This window comes from Enterococcus sp. AZ071, from assembly GCF_050499065.1.
In the GTDB taxonomy this organism is placed as follows: Bacteria; Bacillota; Bacilli; order Lactobacillales; family Enterococcaceae; genus Enterococcus_A; species Enterococcus_A ferrettii.
In genome coordinates, this window is the sequence record NZ_JBIPAS010000001.1 from 2,301,686 (window position 1) to 2,318,211 (window position 16,526).

At 39.2% G+C, this 16,526-nt stretch carries 19 protein-coding genes and 1 riboswitch; of the genes, 2 read left to right on the forward strand and 17 right to left on the reverse strand.

Features of this window, described 5'->3' with window-relative positions; genetic code table 11:
- Positions 1-6: 6 nt before the first annotated feature.
- The 8 genes from priA to IGI49_RS11465 form a co-directional block, all read right to left on the reverse strand.
- Positions 7-2,409 carry a primosomal protein N' gene (priA, locus tag IGI49_RS11430; protein WP_429964571.1) on the reverse strand — a complete coding sequence of 801 codons (2,403 nt, stop codon included), beginning with the start codon at positions 2,407-2,409 and terminating at the stop codon, positions 7-9.
- Between the two features lie 98 nt (positions 2,410-2,507).
- Complete coding sequence (rpoZ, locus tag IGI49_RS11435; protein ID WP_207701554.1) at positions 2,508-2,813, reverse strand: DNA-directed RNA polymerase subunit omega; 306 nt, start codon at positions 2,811-2,813, stop codon at positions 2,508-2,510.
- Positions 2,814-2,817: 4 nt separating this feature from the next.
- On the reverse strand, positions 2,818-3,432 hold the full coding sequence (gene gmk, locus IGI49_RS11440; protein ID WP_429964572.1) for a guanylate kinase: 615 nt from the start codon (positions 3,430-3,432) through the stop codon (positions 2,818-2,820).
- A 94-nt stretch (positions 3,433-3,526) separates the two neighbouring features.
- On the reverse strand, positions 3,527-3,811 hold the full coding sequence (locus IGI49_RS11445) for a hypothetical protein (protein ID WP_207701556.1): 285 nt from the start codon (positions 3,809-3,811) through the stop codon (positions 3,527-3,529).
- 12 nt (positions 3,812-3,823) lie between these two features.
- Entirely contained in the window at positions 3,824-4,708 is an 885-nt protein-coding gene (locus IGI49_RS11450; protein ID WP_429964573.1) for a YicC/YloC family endoribonuclease, read from the reverse strand.
- Between the two features lie 9 nt (positions 4,709-4,717).
- On the reverse strand, positions 4,718-4,936 hold the full coding sequence (locus IGI49_RS11455) for a YdbC family protein (protein ID WP_207701558.1): 219 nt from the start codon (positions 4,934-4,936) through the stop codon (positions 4,718-4,720).
- On the reverse strand, positions 4,906-6,546 hold the full coding sequence (locus IGI49_RS11460; RefSeq protein ID WP_429964574.1) for a patatin-like phospholipase family protein: 1,641 nt from the start codon (positions 6,544-6,546) through the stop codon (positions 4,906-4,908). The genes IGI49_RS11455 and IGI49_RS11460 overlap by 31 nt, the downstream gene beginning before the upstream one ends.
- 54 nt (positions 6,547-6,600) lie before the next feature.
- Positions 6,601-7,314: a class A sortase gene (locus tag IGI49_RS11465; protein ID WP_429964575.1), complete on the reverse strand. Its 714-nt coding sequence runs from the start codon at positions 7,312-7,314 to the stop codon at positions 6,601-6,603.
- A 267-nt stretch (positions 7,315-7,581) separates the two neighbouring features.
- Here IGI49_RS11465 and IGI49_RS11470 point away from each other — a divergent pair, with 267 nt between their 5' ends.
- Positions 7,582-8,352, forward strand: coding sequence for a hypothetical protein (locus tag IGI49_RS11470; protein WP_207701561.1), 771 nt, complete (start codon positions 7,582-7,584; stop codon positions 8,350-8,352).
- A gap of 41 nt (positions 8,353-8,393) precedes the next feature.
- On the opposite strand, the gene thiT is transcribed toward IGI49_RS11470, so the two are convergent.
- From thiT to IGI49_RS11485, 3 genes are all read right to left on the reverse strand, one after another.
- On the reverse strand, positions 8,394-8,981 hold the full coding sequence (gene thiT / locus IGI49_RS11475; protein ID WP_429964576.1) for an energy-coupled thiamine transporter ThiT: 588 nt from the start codon (positions 8,979-8,981) through the stop codon (positions 8,394-8,396).
- A gap of 49 nt (positions 8,982-9,030) precedes the next feature.
- A riboswitch (TPP riboswitch) is annotated at positions 9,031-9,129 on the reverse strand.
- 61 nt (positions 9,130-9,190) lie between these two features.
- The gene (locus IGI49_RS11480) at positions 9,191-9,556 is read right to left on the reverse strand and encodes a hypothetical protein (RefSeq protein ID WP_429964577.1); all 366 of its coding nucleotides are present in this window, start codon (positions 9,554-9,556) and stop codon (positions 9,191-9,193) included.
- 62 nt (positions 9,557-9,618) lie between these two features.
- Positions 9,619-10,077, reverse strand: coding sequence for a low molecular weight protein-tyrosine-phosphatase (locus tag IGI49_RS11485; protein ID WP_429964578.1), 459 nt, complete (start codon positions 10,075-10,077; stop codon positions 9,619-9,621).
- 70 nt (positions 10,078-10,147) lie between these two features.
- On the opposite strand from IGI49_RS11485, the gene IGI49_RS11490 reads away from it, so the two are divergent.
- Complete coding sequence (locus tag IGI49_RS11490; RefSeq protein WP_429964579.1) at positions 10,148-11,122, forward strand: 2-hydroxyacid dehydrogenase family protein; 975 nt, start codon at positions 10,148-10,150, stop codon at positions 11,120-11,122.
- Here the strand turns inward: IGI49_RS11490 and IGI49_RS11495 are convergent.
- From IGI49_RS11495 to mutL, 6 genes are all read right to left on the reverse strand, one after another.
- The gene (locus tag IGI49_RS11495; protein ID WP_207701566.1) at positions 11,113-11,682 is read right to left on the reverse strand and encodes a TetR/AcrR family transcriptional regulator; all 570 of its coding nucleotides are present in this window, start codon (positions 11,680-11,682) and stop codon (positions 11,113-11,115) included. The genes IGI49_RS11490 and IGI49_RS11495 overlap by 10 nt on opposite strands.
- 4 nt (positions 11,683-11,686) lie before the next feature.
- Positions 11,687-12,703, reverse strand: coding sequence for a Holliday junction branch migration DNA helicase RuvB (gene ruvB, locus IGI49_RS11500; RefSeq protein WP_207701608.1), 1,017 nt, complete (start codon positions 12,701-12,703; stop codon positions 11,687-11,689).
- A gap of 39 nt (positions 12,704-12,742) precedes the next feature.
- Positions 12,743-13,336: a Holliday junction branch migration protein RuvA gene (ruvA, locus tag IGI49_RS11505; protein WP_207701567.1), complete on the reverse strand. Its 594-nt coding sequence runs from the start codon at positions 13,334-13,336 to the stop codon at positions 12,743-12,745.
- An 85-nt stretch (positions 13,337-13,421) separates the two neighbouring features.
- Positions 13,422-13,850, reverse strand: coding sequence for a peptide-methionine (R)-S-oxide reductase MsrB (gene msrB / locus IGI49_RS11510; RefSeq protein WP_429964580.1), 429 nt, complete (start codon positions 13,848-13,850; stop codon positions 13,422-13,424).
- 62 nt (positions 13,851-13,912) lie between these two features.
- Entirely contained in the window at positions 13,913-14,470 is a 558-nt protein-coding gene (locus IGI49_RS11515) for a Maf family protein (protein WP_429964581.1), read from the reverse strand.
- A 14-nt stretch (positions 14,471-14,484) separates the two neighbouring features.
- Positions 14,485-16,521 (reverse strand): DNA mismatch repair endonuclease MutL, encoded by a 2,037-nt coding sequence (gene mutL, locus IGI49_RS11520; RefSeq protein WP_429964582.1) that lies wholly within the window; start codon positions 16,519-16,521, stop codon positions 14,485-14,487.
- Between the last annotated feature and the right edge of the window lie 5 nt (positions 16,522-16,526).

A 16,526-nucleotide genomic window follows, 5' to 3' on the forward strand; every position in this document is an offset into this window, starting at 1 on the left:
TTCCTCCTAAATAAAATACATGGGTTCGCTGTCAATAGCAATCAAAAGTCCATTTCGTTGTTCCTTTTGGCTTTGCTGCAAAATAGTTTCTAATGTTGGATAAAGCTGGTTTTCTTTTTTATATTTAATTATCAATTGGTAATAGTAACGGTTTTTAACTCGCAGAATAGCTCCAGGAGTTGGTCCTAATAAAATACTTTGCGGACTTAGAGCCTGTTTCAGCTGTTCACCCAGCTGATACGCTTTTTGAGCAGCCCTCATCTCTTCTTGATGAGAAACTGTCAGCTTCACCGTGTAATAATACGGCGGATAATCCGTTTGATGACGAATCCCCATTTCCATCCGGTAAAATCCTTCGTAATCATGTTCTTTAGCCAATTGAATCGCATAATGTTCAGGATTAAACGTCTGAATCAGAACTTCACCTTTTTTCTCACCGCGACCGGCACGCCCGCTTACCTGAGTCAGCAGCTGAAACGTTCGCTCACTGGAACGAAAATCAGGTAAATTTAGCGCTGTATCCGCATTAAGAACTCCCACTAAAGTTACATTAGCAAAATCTAGTCCTTTAGCAATCATCTGAGTGCCTAAAAGAATATCTGCTTCATGATTGCCAAAAGCATTCAAAATTTTCTCATGAGCTCCTTTGCGTCTAGTCGTATCAACATCCATTCGCAGAACTCTAGCTTCTGGAATTAATTGCGCTAACTCTTCCTGTACCTTCTCAGTCCCGGTTCCGTAATAACGGATTTTATCTTTACCGCAATTTGGACATCGTCGAGGAATATTTTCCTCATGACCACAATAGTGACAACGCATGGTTTTGGTATCCATATGTAAGGTCAATGAAATATCACAATTAGGACAAGGCAAAACAAAGCCACAATCCCGACACATCACGAAAGACGAATACCCACGCCGGTTCAACAGCAAAACACTCTGTTCCCCTTGTACTAAACGGTCTCGCAATTTTGTCTCCAGTTTTTCTGAAAAGGAAGAACTCAAACGACGCTGCATTTCGTCACGCATGTCAACAATTTCTACTGGAGGTAGGGCAGCATTTGGGTTGGCTCGTTCTGTCAGTGTCAGTAATTGATATACGCCTTTTTGAGCTCTTGCTCTAGATTCTAAAGAGGGAGTTGCACTGCCTAAAACAACAGGACAGTGATGATACCGACCTCGCCAAATAGCCAAATCTCTAGCATGATAACGAGGAGTTTCCTCTTGTTTATACGTAGTCTCATGCTCTTCATCAATAATAATAACCCCCAGATCCTCTAAAGGAGCAAAAACTGCTGAACGGGCTCCTACTACTACTCGAGCTTCTTTTCGTTCTAGCTTGCGCCACTCATCATATTTCTCACCTTGAGACAAGCCGCTATGCAAAACAGCGACTTCATTGCCAAAACGAGACTTAAAACGAGTAGCCATTTGCGGTGTCAGCGAAATTTCAGGTACCAACATCATAGCAGTTTGTCCTTTTTCCAAAACATCCGAGATAACTTGCAAATAAACCTCTGTTTTGCCGCTACCCGTGATACCTTCTAATAAGAAAACATCATGGTCTTTGGATTCTGCTTTGTCATGAATCGCTTGGTAAGCGATTTTTTGCTGCGAATTAAGATTCAAAGCCGTTGTCTGTTCAAATTCTCTTTCAGCAAAAGGATCTCGATATTTTTCCACTTCTTCAAAGGTTAACCACCCTTTTTCTTGACCCAGATTCAGATTGGCTAAAGTGAAGCCTTCCGCCTTCATCTGTTTAACCGAGATCAATTGGTCATTTGCTAAGTTTGCCAAATAGTCGACTAATTGAATTTGCTTAGAGGAGTTCTTACGTATCCCACTTTTGATTGATTCAACATCCTTTTGGGCAAATGTTCGTTTGACATATCGCTCTGTTTTAACTTTATTTTTCGTATGTACTTCATAGCGTAATTCTACTAAATTCTGCTCTCTTAGCTGAGCCATTTTTTTCAACAATCCGCGTTCCTCAGCTTCATCCCAAGTCATTTCAGTTTTCCGGTCAAAAACTTGTTCCTTTAGTTGGCTGTCTTCAGACAATAGATACAGCTTTTTTTGATAATTGGCCTTCATAACACTAGGCAACATGGTTTGCAAACAGGTAATCTTAAATGCAAAGGTCGTATCCTTCATGTAATCTGCCAACTGCAAAAGCTCCTGATTTAAAACAGGCGTTAAATCGAGAACACGAATAATTTCCTTTAAGTTGTCGGCAGGCAGCTCAGAAGTTTCAGCTATATTTACTACAAACCCTTGGACATGGCGACTTCCAAAACTGACCTCTACGCGCATTCCAGTATCAACAGCCATTTGGGGCGGAATCAAATAGGTAAAGGGCTGATCCGTTTGCATCGACGGTACATCTACGATTACTTGTGCTAGTTTCATCCATCTCCGCCTCCTTAATGTCTGTATTGTACTAAATAAATCCTAATAATGAATTAAATTCAACATAAAAAAGGAAACAGGTGTAAATACACCTGTTCCTAGTTGTTTTGTTCGTTGCGAATACGTGCTTCCAATTCACGCTGTTCTCGTTCTTTTTGCATTTTGCGTTCTTCTTCTTCCAGTTTCAATCGTTCCCGTTTAATTTCCGGGTGAGGATCATTGATCACCGTTCCAGAATCAATTTCTTCCAAAGCTTGACCCACACTTTTTACTGAATCAAAAGTGTTTAATGTTGGTTTTGCACCAGAATCTAGTTCATGCGCGCGTTTGCTTGCCAAAATTACCAAAGAATATTTAGAATTGACATGATCCAATAAAGTATCAATTGAAGGTTTTAACATCATAAGCTTATATCTCCTTTAACATTTTTATATATTTTCCTATTACACGGTCGACCCGATAATGTTCACTTACAATAATATCCTTAATTCGATCTACTGCCAAGTGAACTTTGTCATTAACCACAGCATAATCATAAAGAGCCATCATTTCAATTTCTTCACGAGCTACTTTCATTCGTTCATCAATCACTTCAGGCGTATCTGTACCACGTCCAACAATCCGCGCTTTCAATTCAGCCAGATCTGGCGGTGTTAGAAAGATGAAAACGCCATCGGGTACTTTGTCTTTGACTTGACGTGCCCCTTGAACCTCAATCTCTAGGAATACATCTTTCCCACGATCTAAAGTCTCGTTTACATACGTTAATGGTGTACCATAATAATTGCCTACATACTCCGCGTACTCCAGCATTTCACCAGACTCAATCATCGCTTCAAATTCTTCGCGAGTTCGGAAATAATAATCAACACTATCTACTTCCCCTTCACGTTTTTGACGGGTAGTCATGGAAATTGAATATTCAAATTCATTGTCATCTCGTTCAAAAATCGCTTTACGAACAGTCCCCTTACCAACACCCGACGGTCCAGACAACACAATCAACAGTCCTCGTTCAGACATACTAACGCCCTTTCATGGTCTTTTTTCGCTAACGCTTATTGTGCACTTTTTTTGCGAAGATTTCAAGAGGTATTCGTCTACAGCCTGCTATTTCTTAAAAACCCATATTAGATAATGTGTTAATAACATCTCGTAACTCACCATGCTGTTTAATTTCTTTATCCACTGGATCAGACACTTCCTCAGCCGTAGTTGACACTAAAAATGCTCTATTTAGTGCAACATAGGTCCCATCATTCACTAAAATGTGCAGCTCCTTTTCATCGTAAGAAACAACTGCATCTTGCCAAACTTCAAATCCCTTTTTATCAGAAGGCACTGCACGTTTAACGATGCTATGCCCATTACTTTGGTGGAAAGTTATGTCGTAATACTTCATTTTGCTATGCTCCTATTCTATATTTTGAATTTGTTCACGTATTTTTTCTAAGATCGTCTTCAATTGTACCACGATATCCTTAATTTGAATGGGGCTAGACTTAGAGCCAATGGTATTCACTTCCCGATTCATCTCTTGCAAAAGAAAATCGAGTTCCCGTCCGACCGGTCCAACGGTCTGCAAAAGATGATCCATTTTTTCCAAATGGATGCTTAAGCGATCTAACTCTTCGTGAACATCTCCTCGTTCCAGCAAGATCGCCATCTCAGTTAATAAACGATCTTGATCAATTGTGTTCCCAAGGTATTCCTGAAGTTTTTCTTCATATCGCTTCTGATAGTCTGCTTCATAAATATCGACAAATTGTTTTAACTCTTCAAGCAACGCAAAAATATTATTTCGATATTCCGACAAGACCGCCTGAATTCCTACTCCTTCAAATTCCCGACTTTGAACCAGCTGTACAAAGGCTTTCTGAGCGGCTTCATGCACTAATAATTCTAATGTCTCATCGGATTCTTTATGATCTACTAGAATTACATAATCATCTTGTTCTAAACTCTTTAATAAGATCTCTTTTACCGGAAAATCAATTACACCATAACGTTCCTGTGCACCAGTTTTTAGACTCTCAATTAATTGATCCAGTAACTCCCATCGAATAGAAACTTCTTTATTTCCCGTCTTTAAAGGCATTAAATTGATGTACATATCTACTCGACCACGTTGAACCTGTTCCTTCGCAATTTTACGTAGTATTGTCTCATAGGCATTAAGTTCTTTGGGCATCCGGATTTGCAAATCTAAAAATCGATTGTTTACACTTTTCAACTCAATACTCAGCTCATATGCTTCGTTCAAAGCCGTTCCTTGCCCATAACCAGTCATACTTTTCATATTTACCCTCTACATTTCTTTAATAATTTTCTGTAACACTTCAAATTCTTCATTTGTTAAAGTCACACCTTTGCCCATCTTCTCATGCTCTGGTGACCAATCTCGCAAATCAAATTTTGGGGGACGTCCATTCCAACTAACCAAGTTTAACTCCTTGCGCCAACCTTTTGCATTTTCCGACAATACTGCAATTTCTTCTACAATTTCGTAACTGAATTCTCCTGCCATGTAAATTCCTCCTGAATAAATTCTATAAACATAACCAGCAAAGTGGGTAGGGGCCAGATATAAAAGGCCCGTTCCCAATTATTAATCTTTTGCCGGTACAATCTCACGGTTCGATTATAATTAGATAAACGATTCATTTCCAACCAACGCTGGGATAAATGCTCCTTAACTGACAGAATATAAGTCAACTCTGGATCCTCCTCAACATTATGACAAACGATAGCTGCTAATTCGTCGATTCTATAAGTGCTTAGCGGAGAAATATGCAACCATTCGCTCCACTGTTCTAGTAACGAAAGACTCAATTTCTCTAAGGGCTGGTGGTAATTTTTCTGTTGAATCTCGGCCAACTCTTTTAGTGGAACTGACAATTTTCTTCGCATAAAAACCACAAACTTACGGGTCATTCGAGGAAAATCTTCTGTGTTTTCAAAAAAATATCGCTGTCCCTGATTCTCTTTCAGACATCGCTTCATTTCCAAATAACCTAATTTAATATTGGCCTTTGCACGATTGGCTTCGAATAACATCATCTCGCCCAAATTCCAGCTCGTAGCTAACTGAATTTCAGCAACATCACTAGGTATCGTTACGGTTTTATCTATTCCTGGACCGTGAACATCAATTACAATTAATTCAGTTGCTCCCTGTTTTAGTGCAACATCTATAGGTATATTATTACGATATCCTCCATCAACATAAAAATGCTCATCAATTTGTTCAATAGACATTAACGGAAAAAAGGCTGATGAAGCTAGCAACCAAGACAGCATTTCCTTTTGCGAGCAGTCATTTAATTTTACCACGACTTCCTGAAATGTGGGAACACGAGTAGCTACAATATACAGAGGCATGCTCTTGGTCATCTTTTCTACATCCAGATGCTCTTGCAGTAATTTGTACAATGGTGCTGTTGACAAGCCTTTTTGTCTAATAGCCTCAAAAATAAATTGTCGCAGTTGCTGAACATGATCCACAAAATCAGCTTGTTCAAGCGCTTCAAAGCTTACCTCCAAAACTTTATCTGTTGCAATTTCCTGCCAAAGCGTTTGTGCAGCAGTTAAATCACCTTGTACCATCAAAGCTCCATTTAGAGCACCTACGGAACAGCCGACGACACACTGGAAATCAATTTTTTTCTCTAACAGTGCTTGCCAAACACCAATTTGATAAGCACCTCGCGCACCTCCACCACCTAATACTAAACCAGTCTTATAATTTAGGTTTTTAAGCCAGCCATTTTGTTGTTCCGTGTAACCTTGTCGCCGCAGCCAGTGTGCTAACGGATCTGACGCAGAAAACATTAAGATTATTTCTTGAACAAATTCTTGGCGGGCGGCGGTCTCCACTAAGGAAATCCCTTCTTGCCAAGTCATTTCTTTCGTTGTTAGCAAATTATGAACCTGCCAATTTCCGTCAGTCTTATGAACTTCGATAAATACTTGGATTTTTTGAGTAGTGAGGGAATAAACTTGGTATTTTTTTATCGCTTGCACCATTCGTTTAGAAGCACATTGATGAGAACTATCAAATGGAAAAAGCAATCGTGCTTGCTGGATTGCCTCTTTATAATTTAATTGTTCTGATGGATATAAGTGATGTACCTTCATTAGCATCCTCTCCTAAAAGAAAAGCCACAAAGCTGATAGCTTTGTGGTTTTTGATTAATACGTTCGTTGTTCCATGTTGAAAGCATCGCGCATCGGTTGTGTTGCTTTTCCGACTGGTGTAACTGCCTCTAGTTCCCCTTGTACAACAATCCTAGTAATTCCATCGATTTCCCCACATGTTACCAAAGTAACTTGACGCCTATCAGGAAGCACATCCAAATACTTAACTTCCGTAGGCTGTACTCGAACTTTAAGAGCCGTCCGGTAAGTGTAAATATTGTTCAGATCTGTCAGATAGATCTTATCACCTTCTTGGATGTTATCTAATGGTGTAAACAATAATCCTGCTTCTGCTGCCCGATGACTCGCTAAACCATAATTTCCTTCGCCCATTTTTTGATCAGGTTCTAATGTACCAGCACCGTATAACAAGGCTTCATTGGATAGACCCTTGAAAATAGGTAAATTAATAGCTACAGAAGGGATCGCAATACCACCAATAACTGGTAAACGTTTATTACTTAATTGAGCGCGCATAACTGCTTCGGTACTAGCGGGAACTACCGCATCAAAATCAAAAGGCATGTCCTCCTGCAAGTTTCGATCAATGTCTTCTTTAGATAATTTTGCAACAGAATAACGGTCGCCATTATACTGAATAAGAAAGTTTTTTATTTGATTATTAAAAATTAATGCTAAACCGACTAATAATAATAAAAGTAAAAAAAAATTAATCAGCCAATTGTGTTTTTTTCTTTTCCTTTTCATGAACAGTCCTCCAGATTATACTCGATTTTATCATACCATAATGAAGGCGTAAATCATTCCGTTCAAAGTACTAGTTTTAAGATATTTTAAGGAAAATAATCCACTCATATTTTTCCGATTCAGAAATCTTATTATACTGAAAGTTTCTTGTGAAAATTATTGCAAAAGCGTTTTCAGTTGTAATGTAATTTTAAAATAAAAGAAACGAGCTTTTTTTTAATTGATAGGTTAAAATGATGATGATGACGATTTGAGAGGGTGAACAGTTTGCCAGATATGCTTTTTGTATACATTGATACAACCAGTAATGCCGTTTTTTCAAAAGGACTTTCTCCATCAGATTTTGTGGAGGGCATTGTTCATCAACCAGATCACTTGCTGTTACTGGATCCAGCAGTTGAAATTGGTGAATTTGATACACACAGTGGCTTAAAAATTATCAGTGGAACACAGGCCGTTCACCATTTTTTTACTAATAAACACTTTATTCAATCCACTGCAAATAAATGGATTGACTTTACAAATCCAGCTTTATTAAAAGAATTAACACCTTTAGAAATCTCTGAATTATTATATTTTGGTCATATGCGGACCCATTTGCACTCACCATTCTTTTATAAATTGCAAAATAATTTTGTTTACTTCAATTTGGGCAGCGAAACTTTGCGAGTATATTACCGTTACTTAGATGAATTTTACCGAATTCTAGCCAATAAAATTACTCGTATCGCACTAGAAAAAGTCAATGACAAACGTTCTTTCTTCCGCAAAGGCGCCTCTGTTGCTCACTTAGATGGAGAAATCTTGAAAGATTTGTATCCGATCTTTCAAGAAGGAGCTGTTTTCTGTTTTTCACAAGCTAAGCTTGAAAATAAACTTTATCGCGTACCAATTTATTTATCTGACGAAAAAGGTTGGCGCAAACACCAACCTACTTATAAACAAGATCAAAAAATGGGGACATTAACTTATGACCTTGGTCGCCAAAAATGGAGCTTGTCGTTGGAGAAAGATGATTTAGCCTTTGCCTTTCGCTAAAAAACCACTTTTATCATAACTGACAAAAGTGGTTTTTTCGTTTATCTACTTTTTATTTCCAATTTAGCGGCATCACGAGGTAAAAATAGCTGTGGTACCTTTTTTACAGCAATTATTGTAATTGTCGCTGTAAAAATTCCGGTGGCTATCCCACTGGCACCATTCATGATAAGAGAAAACATCCACGGGTTCATTCCCCATAATGCATAGCTACCCCAAAAGACTACGCCGGCAATAAAGTGCCAAAAGAATCGAGCCCCAGTCCCGGCCAAACTGCCTAAAATAATATTTTTTGTTACTTCTCGAGAGTTATTGTTCAGTAAAGCTTGTTGAACTTTGGTTGCATAAATCCCGGCAAAACCAGCAAAGGTAAATGCTATCGGGTATTCAATTAATACTTGTGAGAGACTTAAATAGTAAACATCTCCTGCTGGAAAATGTAGGATTCCCCAAATGAATGCTGATAACAGAGCGGGTCTTAATCCCCGTCTCAGAGCAAAAATTGTTAATGGGATCATTCCTAATGAGATTGTGAAACTGCTGCCGATGTTAGTGGGAATCAGCGAAAGCATAAAAGCTAATGCAGCTACAATTGTTCCTTCCACCATAATTCTCGTTTTGTTGTGCATAAAAAAACTCCTCCTTTTGAACATACAGTTCACAAAGGAGAAGTAAATATATTTACTTCATCACAATTCCTACGCTCGCATGACCGATACAGGTACTAGGGTTTAGAGTGTCCTCATTCTCAGCCCGAAGGCTCCCCTTTGTGACAGTATTATTCTTTTAGTATTTTTTACTCTTATAGTATAGCACACTATTTACCTAATACAAACAATTAACGTGATACTCGCTCCTGATCGCCGTTAGGTGCCAACGTAGTCACCTTCTTTATACGATCTACCGTCAGCATTTGCAATTGATTATCTTGCGTACGAACAACTAAAGAATCATTGCCAATCGCTTTAGGCAGCCAACCTGAGACGGTTTCATATTTTTCCGAATCTTTTTCATTCTGTACTTGCAAAACAACTAAACTATTGTGTAAGGCAGCTGTTTTGAGTTGACTCATTATCGTTTGATTCGCCTGCTCTTGTGCACGTTTATCAGCAGAATCATTTAGAAAATCAGACAAAAAACGGAAGGATGAACTAGAAAAGGCCTTAATTAAATTTTTTTTAGCTTTTTCAGGTATCTTCTTCATGTCAGTTTCCTCCTTGGCTGTACTCTGATTTTACTTAAAATTGAGCAAAATTACAATAAAAACTACTCTCCAAAAAAAGTTAACCAGTATGGCAAACCTTCTTCAATTAAACTATAGGTTTCGTCAAAATCACCAGTATACCAAGGATCAGGAATTCCTTGGCCTTTTTTTTCAGGGACTAAGTCTAAATACAAATGAATTTTCCTATGTGTCCCTTCCGGTGCTAAGAGCATTAAATCCTCCACATTTTCACGATCCATTCCAATGATATAATCCGCGCGGTAGAAATCATCCGTTGTTATTTGACGTGCCCTTATACCTTTCGAGCTGATACCGTGCGCTTTTAAGATTTTTTGCGTACCGTGATGAGGAGAATTACCAACTTCCCAACGACTAGTTGCTGCTGAATCTACAGTAAATTCTGCCGATTCGCTCCGTTGTTCAAATTGATTCCGAAACATAGCTTCCGCCATTGGTGAGCGACAAATATTACCCATACATACAAAAAGAATTGATTTCATTAAATTGCCTCCTTCAAGCTAAAAAAATAATTTCGTGCTATATTCTATACATAGAAATGAGGTTGATACTATGAGTCGTATTTTTCTTTCTGCCAAAATTCCAACAAGGGGCACTAAGTTACTGGATGAAGCAGACTTAGATTACGAAATTTTTGAAAATGAAGGCGTGATTCCAAAAAAAGAACTCTTAGAAAAAGTTCAAGATTGCCAAGTATTGATTTGTCCGTTATCAACAACTGTAGACCGAGACATCATCGATCAAGCACCACATTTGCGTTTAATTGCCAATTTTGGCGCTGGTTTTAATAATATCGATACCGCTTATGCTAAGGAAAAGGGAATCTATGTAACCAATACTCCGGTTGTTTCGACTAATGCCACTGCTGAACTCACCGCTGGACTGATTATTTCCTTGTCCCGGAGAATTGCTGAAGGTGATCGCTTAATGCATGGCATCGGATTTGATGGCTGGGCTCCCCTTTTCTTCTTGGGACATGAGTTAAAAGACAAAACTTTAGGCATCATAGGCATGGGAAAAATTGGTCAGTCACTTGCAGAGAAAATGAACGCTTTTGGCATGAAAATTATTTACAGCCAACGGCATCAATTACCCGCTGAACAAGAACAAGCTCTTAATGCACAATTTCGCACCCAAGAAGAGGTCATCCAACAAGCAGATGTTCTCACTTTGCACGCACCTTTAACAGATGAAACACATCACTTATTAAATTATCAGACCTTTGAAAAAATGAAAAACTCGGCCTTTGTCATTAATGCTGCTCGCGGCCCTTTAATTGACGAAGAAGAACTGGTTCAAGCCTTAACTGAAAATAAAATTGCTGGTGCCGCACTGGACGTTTATGAGTTTGAACCCGAAGTAACAGAGGCTTTAAAACAATTTGATAACGTATTATTAACTCCTCATATCGGTAATGCTAGTGTGGAGGCGCGGGATCAAATGGCTGAAATCGTAGTAAAAAATGCCATTGCCAATATCCAAGGTAAAACTTTAAAATATATTGTTAATGACCTACCTCAGGATTGATCCTGTTCATACAAACGATACGCAAAAAACTCAATATCTTTAGCAAATCGGAACAGTTGAGCCGCAATGGCGATCGGCTGTTCTTTTGCGTTAGTCAACAACCAATCAGTTAAAATCCCGCCACAACCATACGCCAAAAATCGCGCATAAAAATCTTTGTCTGTATTAGACAGCACACCATCTTGATCTACATCTTCAAACAGTCGAATAAATAAACTTTTGGCTAATCCGATAAATTCTTTTGACAGAATCTCCGGATCAGCTTGCACTGTATTTAAATAGAATTGATGAAATTGCTGCATTTCCTTCAACATCTTTAGTACTGCTTCTTCCCAATTTTCAATAGTTACCCCTGAAGACATTAAATAATTGAGTCCACATTGATAGTAAGCATAGCGCAGCAGTGCTCGTTTATCTTTGAAATGATAATAGAAGTTTTGACGGTTCACATTAGCCGCCTGACTAATCTCTTGCACAGTGAGCTTTTCAAAAGGACGCGTTAAACATAGCTGAACTAAAGCATTGACTAACTGTTCTTTGGCTCGATTGTTTACCGCCATATCTTTACCTCTGTTCTATCGGATCGACTGGATAATTAAAATGTTCATAAGCCATCGGTGTAACCACGCGCCCACGCGGCGTACGCTTCATGAAACCTTTTTGAATTAAATACGGTTCATACATATCCTCTACTGTTTCACGTTCTTCACCAATGTTCACCGCCAAGGTGCTCAATCCTACTGGGCCACCACCATATAATTCAATCATGGTTCGCAATAATTTCTGATCTACATGGTCCAAGCCTGCCTGATCTACTTGAAGTAGACGCAAGGCCTGATCTGCAATCGAACGATCAATTGTACCGTTAGACTGAACTTGAGCAAAATCACGGATTCGTTTTAACAAACGATTGGCAATTCGCGGGGTTCCTCGTGAACGGCGGGCAATCTCGATCGCTCCTTCTTCAACGATTTCTGTCGCGAAAATATCGGCTGAACGCAGTACAATTTCCCGCAAATCATCTTGCTCATAATATTCCATATGTGAAATGATACCAAATCGATCCCGTAATGGAGCCGAAAGCATCCCTGCTCGTGTTGTCGCTCCGACCAAAGTAAATGGCGGTAGAGGAAAATGAACTGGGTGGGCAGTGGCTCCTTGTCCCACCATAATATCAACATAATAATCCTCCATCGCTGAATATAAGGTTTCTTCAGCCACCCTTGGTAAGCGATGAATTTCATCAATAAATAGAACATCACCTGGTTCCAATTCGTTAAGAATCGCTACTAAATCTCCTGGTCGTTCTATCGCCGGACCGCTAGTTGTCCGGATCTTTACATTCATTTCATTAGCGATAACCATAGCCATGGTAGTTTTCCCTAATCCGGGAGGACCATAAAGCAACACATGGTCTAATGCTTCTTCACGATTTTTCGCCGCCTCAATATAGATTTTTAGTTCCATTTTTACTTTATCTTGACCAATATATTGCGAGAGGAACTGTGGACGCAGCGATTTTTCAATACTTTTTTCTACTTCGTCTGTTTCTGGCGATAAAATACGCTCTTCTTCCAAAATACCGTCCTCCTTGTAAAAGATTTCTTGTCAATCTCGAAATTATTTTTTCATCATGAGTTTTAAAGCCGCGCGTAAGTATTCGTCGGTACTTTGATATGTTTCTTTTGCTAAAGCCTTTTCCACCCGCTTGGTCTCTTTAGGACTGTAACCTAATGCTTGTAATGCTTCGATTGCCTCTTCTAGTGCATTCTCATTATCACCTTGATTGAATAAGGACATAGGATTTTCAACCAGCTCTGCCAATTTACCTTTCAAATCCAGCACCATTTGCTGAGCGGTCTTCTTGCCCACTCCTGGAAATTTCGTTAAATAAGTAACATCTCCTGCTTCAATAGCCTGAATCAAGCCTTGATGGTCTTCATTAGCCATAATGGCTAAACCGCTTTTAGGTCCGATACCTGAAACCGACAACAATCGTAAAAATAATTGTTTTTCTGCCAGGGTTTCAAACCCATAAAAGGCATGGGAATCCTCTCGAATGATTTGCTGAACATAAATAGTAATTATTTGCTCCAATTTGCTGCTGTAACGATATGGATTGCCAACTGCGATTTGATAGCCAATTCCTTGCACATCTAAGACCACATAGGCTGGACTGATGTATGTAAGTTTTCCCGTAATATATTCGTACATGTTTTTTCCTTTCTGCACATATGTTCTCATTATTTTAGCACAAATGAGCGAGACAAAAAAGACCGGGTACACTTAACCCAGTCTTTTATTCTACATCATTTTTATATTCGCCATAACCCTGTGTATCCATTTCCTCAAAAGGAATAAATCGCAAAGCGGCGGAATTAATACAGTAGCGCAAGCCGCCTTTATCTTCAGGACCATCAGTAAAAACGTGGCCCAAATGTGAATCAGCTTCTTTACTACGAACTTCTACCCTATGCATTCCGTGGGAAAAGTCAGCATTTTCTTTAACGCCGCGTTTTTCTAATGGTTTAGAAAAAGCTGGCCAGCCGCAGCCCGCATCGTATTTATCGCTTGATGAAAAAAGTGGTTCACCACTAACAATATCGACGTAAATTCCTTTTTTATAGAAATTGTCATACTTTCCAGTGAAAGGTCGTTCAGTAGCATTTTCCTGTGTAACAGCATATTCTACCTGCGAAAGTTTTTTCTTGATATCTTCTTGTTCCATCTTTCATCACGCTCCTCTACATACATAATAAGAGCAATAGCTGAAAAAGACGAACTCTTTGCTTAAAAAGAGAAGCTTTTTAACATTTGGTTTACTTTTCCCACTGGGAAACCAACAATGCTGTAGTAGTCATCTTCAATTTTTTCAACAAATACCCCTGCTTGGTGTTGAATACCATAAGCCCCAGCTTTATCCTTATAATCACCAGTATTCAAATAGTTCTCGATTTCTTCAACGCTTAAAGAATAGAATGTAACTGTCGCAGAGGTCAAGGCTTCCTCCACGTGATTACCTTGCCTTAAAACCACAGCCGTATAAACCTTGTGACTACTACCATTCATAGATTCCAGCATTTCATATGCTTCCTGACGATTCTTAGGCTTACCCAAAATTTTGTCCTCTAATACAACAATAGTATCAGAAGCAATGATCAAATCTTGGGGATTGCATCCAGCAATGGCTGCTGCTTTTTGTCGAGCCATTTCCTGCACATATTCCTTAGGTGTATGCCCTGATTTGATTTCCTCATCAACATTAGCGGGCTGTACAGTAAACTCCGGGATCAACCAAGCCAGCAATTCTTTTCGTCGAGGTGATTGCGAAGCCAATATAACTGCCATGTCAGTTCCTCCTATTAATGCGGATCTTGAATTCGTTTAAATAAATGCTCCATATCACTGTTACTGAAGTGAATCAATACAGGTCGACCATGAGGACAATTAAAAGGATTTTCGCATTTAGCTAAATCAGTCAGTAGCACTCGAGCCTGCGCTTCATTCAAATGATGATTCGCTTTAATAGATCGCTTGCAGCTCATCATAATAGCCGTTGCTTCACGAAACTTCTTCACGCTAACCGAACCAGTAACTAAAAGCATATCGATCATTTCACGGATAATGCTCTCTTCTTGTCCTGCTGGATACCAGGTTGGGTGAGCTCGTACGATAAAGCTGTTTGGTCCAAATTCTTCTAAATAAATACCAACCTCTTCAAGCAAAGTCTTTTGTTCCTTCAGCTTGATACCATCGTTGCTAGGATAATCTAAAACAAAAGGTACAAGCATCTCTTGTAAATCATTGGAAACATCTCCGATTTTCTCCCTGAAATATTCATACTTAATTCGCTCCTGAGCCGCATGCTGGTCAACAATGTACAATCCATCTTTGCTTTGAGCAAACAAATAGGTCCCATGCATTTGGCCGAAATATTCCAGCATTGGAAATCGTTCCTTGGGCTTTTCATGCGTCAATTTATTTATTGCTTTCTCAACTTCACGTTCGCCAGTCAGGGTACTTAAATCAAATTCTGGATGCTCCATTGTTTCGTGTAACTCTTCTGCTTCATCGTCAGCCACTAACTCTGCTGGAGCCCCCAAAGCTTCATTAGTAACGGAATCCTCTAGAATCATTTCGCTCTCAGCTTCAGGTGTTGAAGAACTTGCTAAGGATTCCTCAATAATTGAAATTGGGGGTCTATCGGCTGGTTCAATTATTTTTTTTCCATTTACTGAGGCAGTTTCATTTTCTTCTCGCGGATCAATATAGAAACGACCAGTTTCTGGATTAAAAGTCAATCCGCTATTTTTACCAGTCGGTTGCTCCAAAGCCAGATCCAATTGTTCGGTCTTAGCTGTTTCTACTTTGCGTTTAAAGCTGGGCGATTCGCTAGCATCAGGAATCAAATTCACTTGACGTAAGCTGTCGGCAATAGTTTGACTGATTAATGCCATCAGTTCTTTTTCTTTTGATAAACGAACTTCTTGCTTAGTAGGATGGACATTCACATCCACTAACAAAGGGTCCATTTCAATTTCGATTATCGCGATGGGAAAACGTCCTACCATCAATTTTGATTGATAGCCATTCACAATAGCTTTGTTCAAGGCAAAGTTTTTAATATAGCGTCCATTAATAATAATTGAAAGGTAGTTTCGACTGGCACGCGTGACCTCTGGAAGAGAGATGTAACCCTTTAAAGCAAAGTCTAAATCCTGGGCTGTAATTTCCAACATTTTTTTTGCCATTACAATTCCGTAAATACCTGCAATCGCCTGCTTTAAATCACCGTTACCACTGGTAGCCAGCATTTTATGTCCATCATGAACAAGGCGAAAGGCAACTTTCGGATGGCTTAAAGCCATGCGATTTACAATGTCACCAACATTCGCTAATTCTGTTTGCAAACTCTTGACATATTTCAGACGAGCTGGAGTATTAAAGAACAAATTTTCAACAGTAATTTTTGTTCCAACTCGTAAAGCAGTTGGACGATTTTCTTCAATCTTGCCACCTTTTAGATGCAAGTACGAACCTTGACTTTCTTCAGAAGTAGCCGTTTCAATGGTTAATTCTGAGACAGACGCGATTGAAGGTAAGGCCTCACCACGGAACCCTAACGTACGAATACGAAAAAGGTCATCCCGATTATGAATCTTACTGGTTGCATGGCGCTTAAAGGCATTCTCAACATCGTCTTGGGCGATCCCTTCACCATTATCAACCACTTGAATTTTTTTCAAACCAGCTTCTTCAATTAATATATCGATTTGAGTTGCATGGGCATCGATGGCATTTTCCACTAACTCTTTTACCACTGACGCCGGCCGCTCAACTACTTCACCAGCGGCGATCTGATTGGCTAGACGCTCGGATAATTCTTGGATTTTCCCCATCGTAT

What these genes read in the sequence shown, in the direction of transcription:
- priA (WP_429964571.1), bottom strand. Translation starts at nt 2,409, where the DNA reads ATGAAACTAGCACAAGTAATCGTAGATGTACCGTCGATGCAAACGGAT.
- rpoZ (WP_207701554.1), bottom strand. Translation starts at nt 2,813, where the DNA reads ATGATGTTAAAACCTTCAATTGATACTTTATTGGATCATGTCAATTCT.
- gmk (WP_429964572.1), bottom strand. Translation starts at nt 3,432, where the DNA reads ATGTCTGAACGAGGACTGTTGATTGTGTTGTCTGGACCGTCGGGTGTT.
- IGI49_RS11445 (WP_207701556.1), bottom strand. Translation starts at nt 3,811, where the DNA reads ATGAAGTATTACGACATAACTTTCCACCAAAGTAATGGGCATAGCATC.
- IGI49_RS11450 (WP_429964573.1), bottom strand. Translation starts at nt 4,708, where the DNA reads ATGAAAAGTATGACTGGTTATGGGCAAGGAACGGCTTTGAACGAAGCA.
- IGI49_RS11455 (WP_207701558.1), bottom strand. Translation starts at nt 4,936, where the DNA reads ATGGCAGGAGAATTCAGTTACGAAATTGTAGAAGAAATTGCAGTATTG.
- IGI49_RS11460 (WP_429964574.1), bottom strand. Translation starts at nt 6,546, where the DNA reads ATGAAGGTACATCACTTATATCCATCAGAACAATTAAATTATAAAGAG.
- IGI49_RS11465 (WP_429964575.1), bottom strand. Translation starts at nt 7,314, where the DNA reads ATGAAAAGGAAAAGAAAAAAACACAATTGGCTGATTAATTTTTTTTTA.
- thiT (WP_429964576.1), bottom strand. Translation starts at nt 8,981, where the DNA reads ATGCACAACAAAACGAGAATTATGGTGGAAGGAACAATTGTAGCTGCA.
- IGI49_RS11480 (WP_429964577.1), bottom strand. Translation starts at nt 9,556, where the DNA reads ATGAAGAAGATACCTGAAAAAGCTAAAAAAAATTTAATTAAGGCCTTT.
- IGI49_RS11485 (WP_429964578.1), bottom strand. Translation starts at nt 10,077, where the DNA reads ATGAAATCAATTCTTTTTGTATGTATGGGTAATATTTGTCGCTCACCA.
- IGI49_RS11490 (WP_429964579.1), top strand. Translation starts at nt 10,148, where the DNA reads ATGAGTCGTATTTTTCTTTCTGCCAAAATTCCAACAAGGGGCACTAAG.
- IGI49_RS11495 (WP_207701566.1), bottom strand. Translation starts at nt 11,682, where the DNA reads ATGGCGGTAAACAATCGAGCCAAAGAACAGTTAGTCAATGCTTTAGTT.
- ruvA (WP_207701567.1), bottom strand. Translation starts at nt 13,336, where the DNA reads ATGTACGAATATATTACGGGAAAACTTACATACATCAGTCCAGCCTAT.
- msrB (WP_429964580.1), bottom strand. Translation starts at nt 13,850, where the DNA reads ATGGAACAAGAAGATATCAAGAAAAAACTTTCGCAGGTAGAATATGCT.
- IGI49_RS11515 (WP_429964581.1), bottom strand. Translation starts at nt 14,470, where the DNA reads ATGGCAGTTATATTGGCTTCGCAATCACCTCGACGAAAAGAATTGCTG.
- mutL (WP_429964582.1), bottom strand. Translation starts at nt 16,521, where the DNA reads ATGGGGAAAATCCAAGAATTATCCGAGCGTCTAGCCAATCAGATCGCC.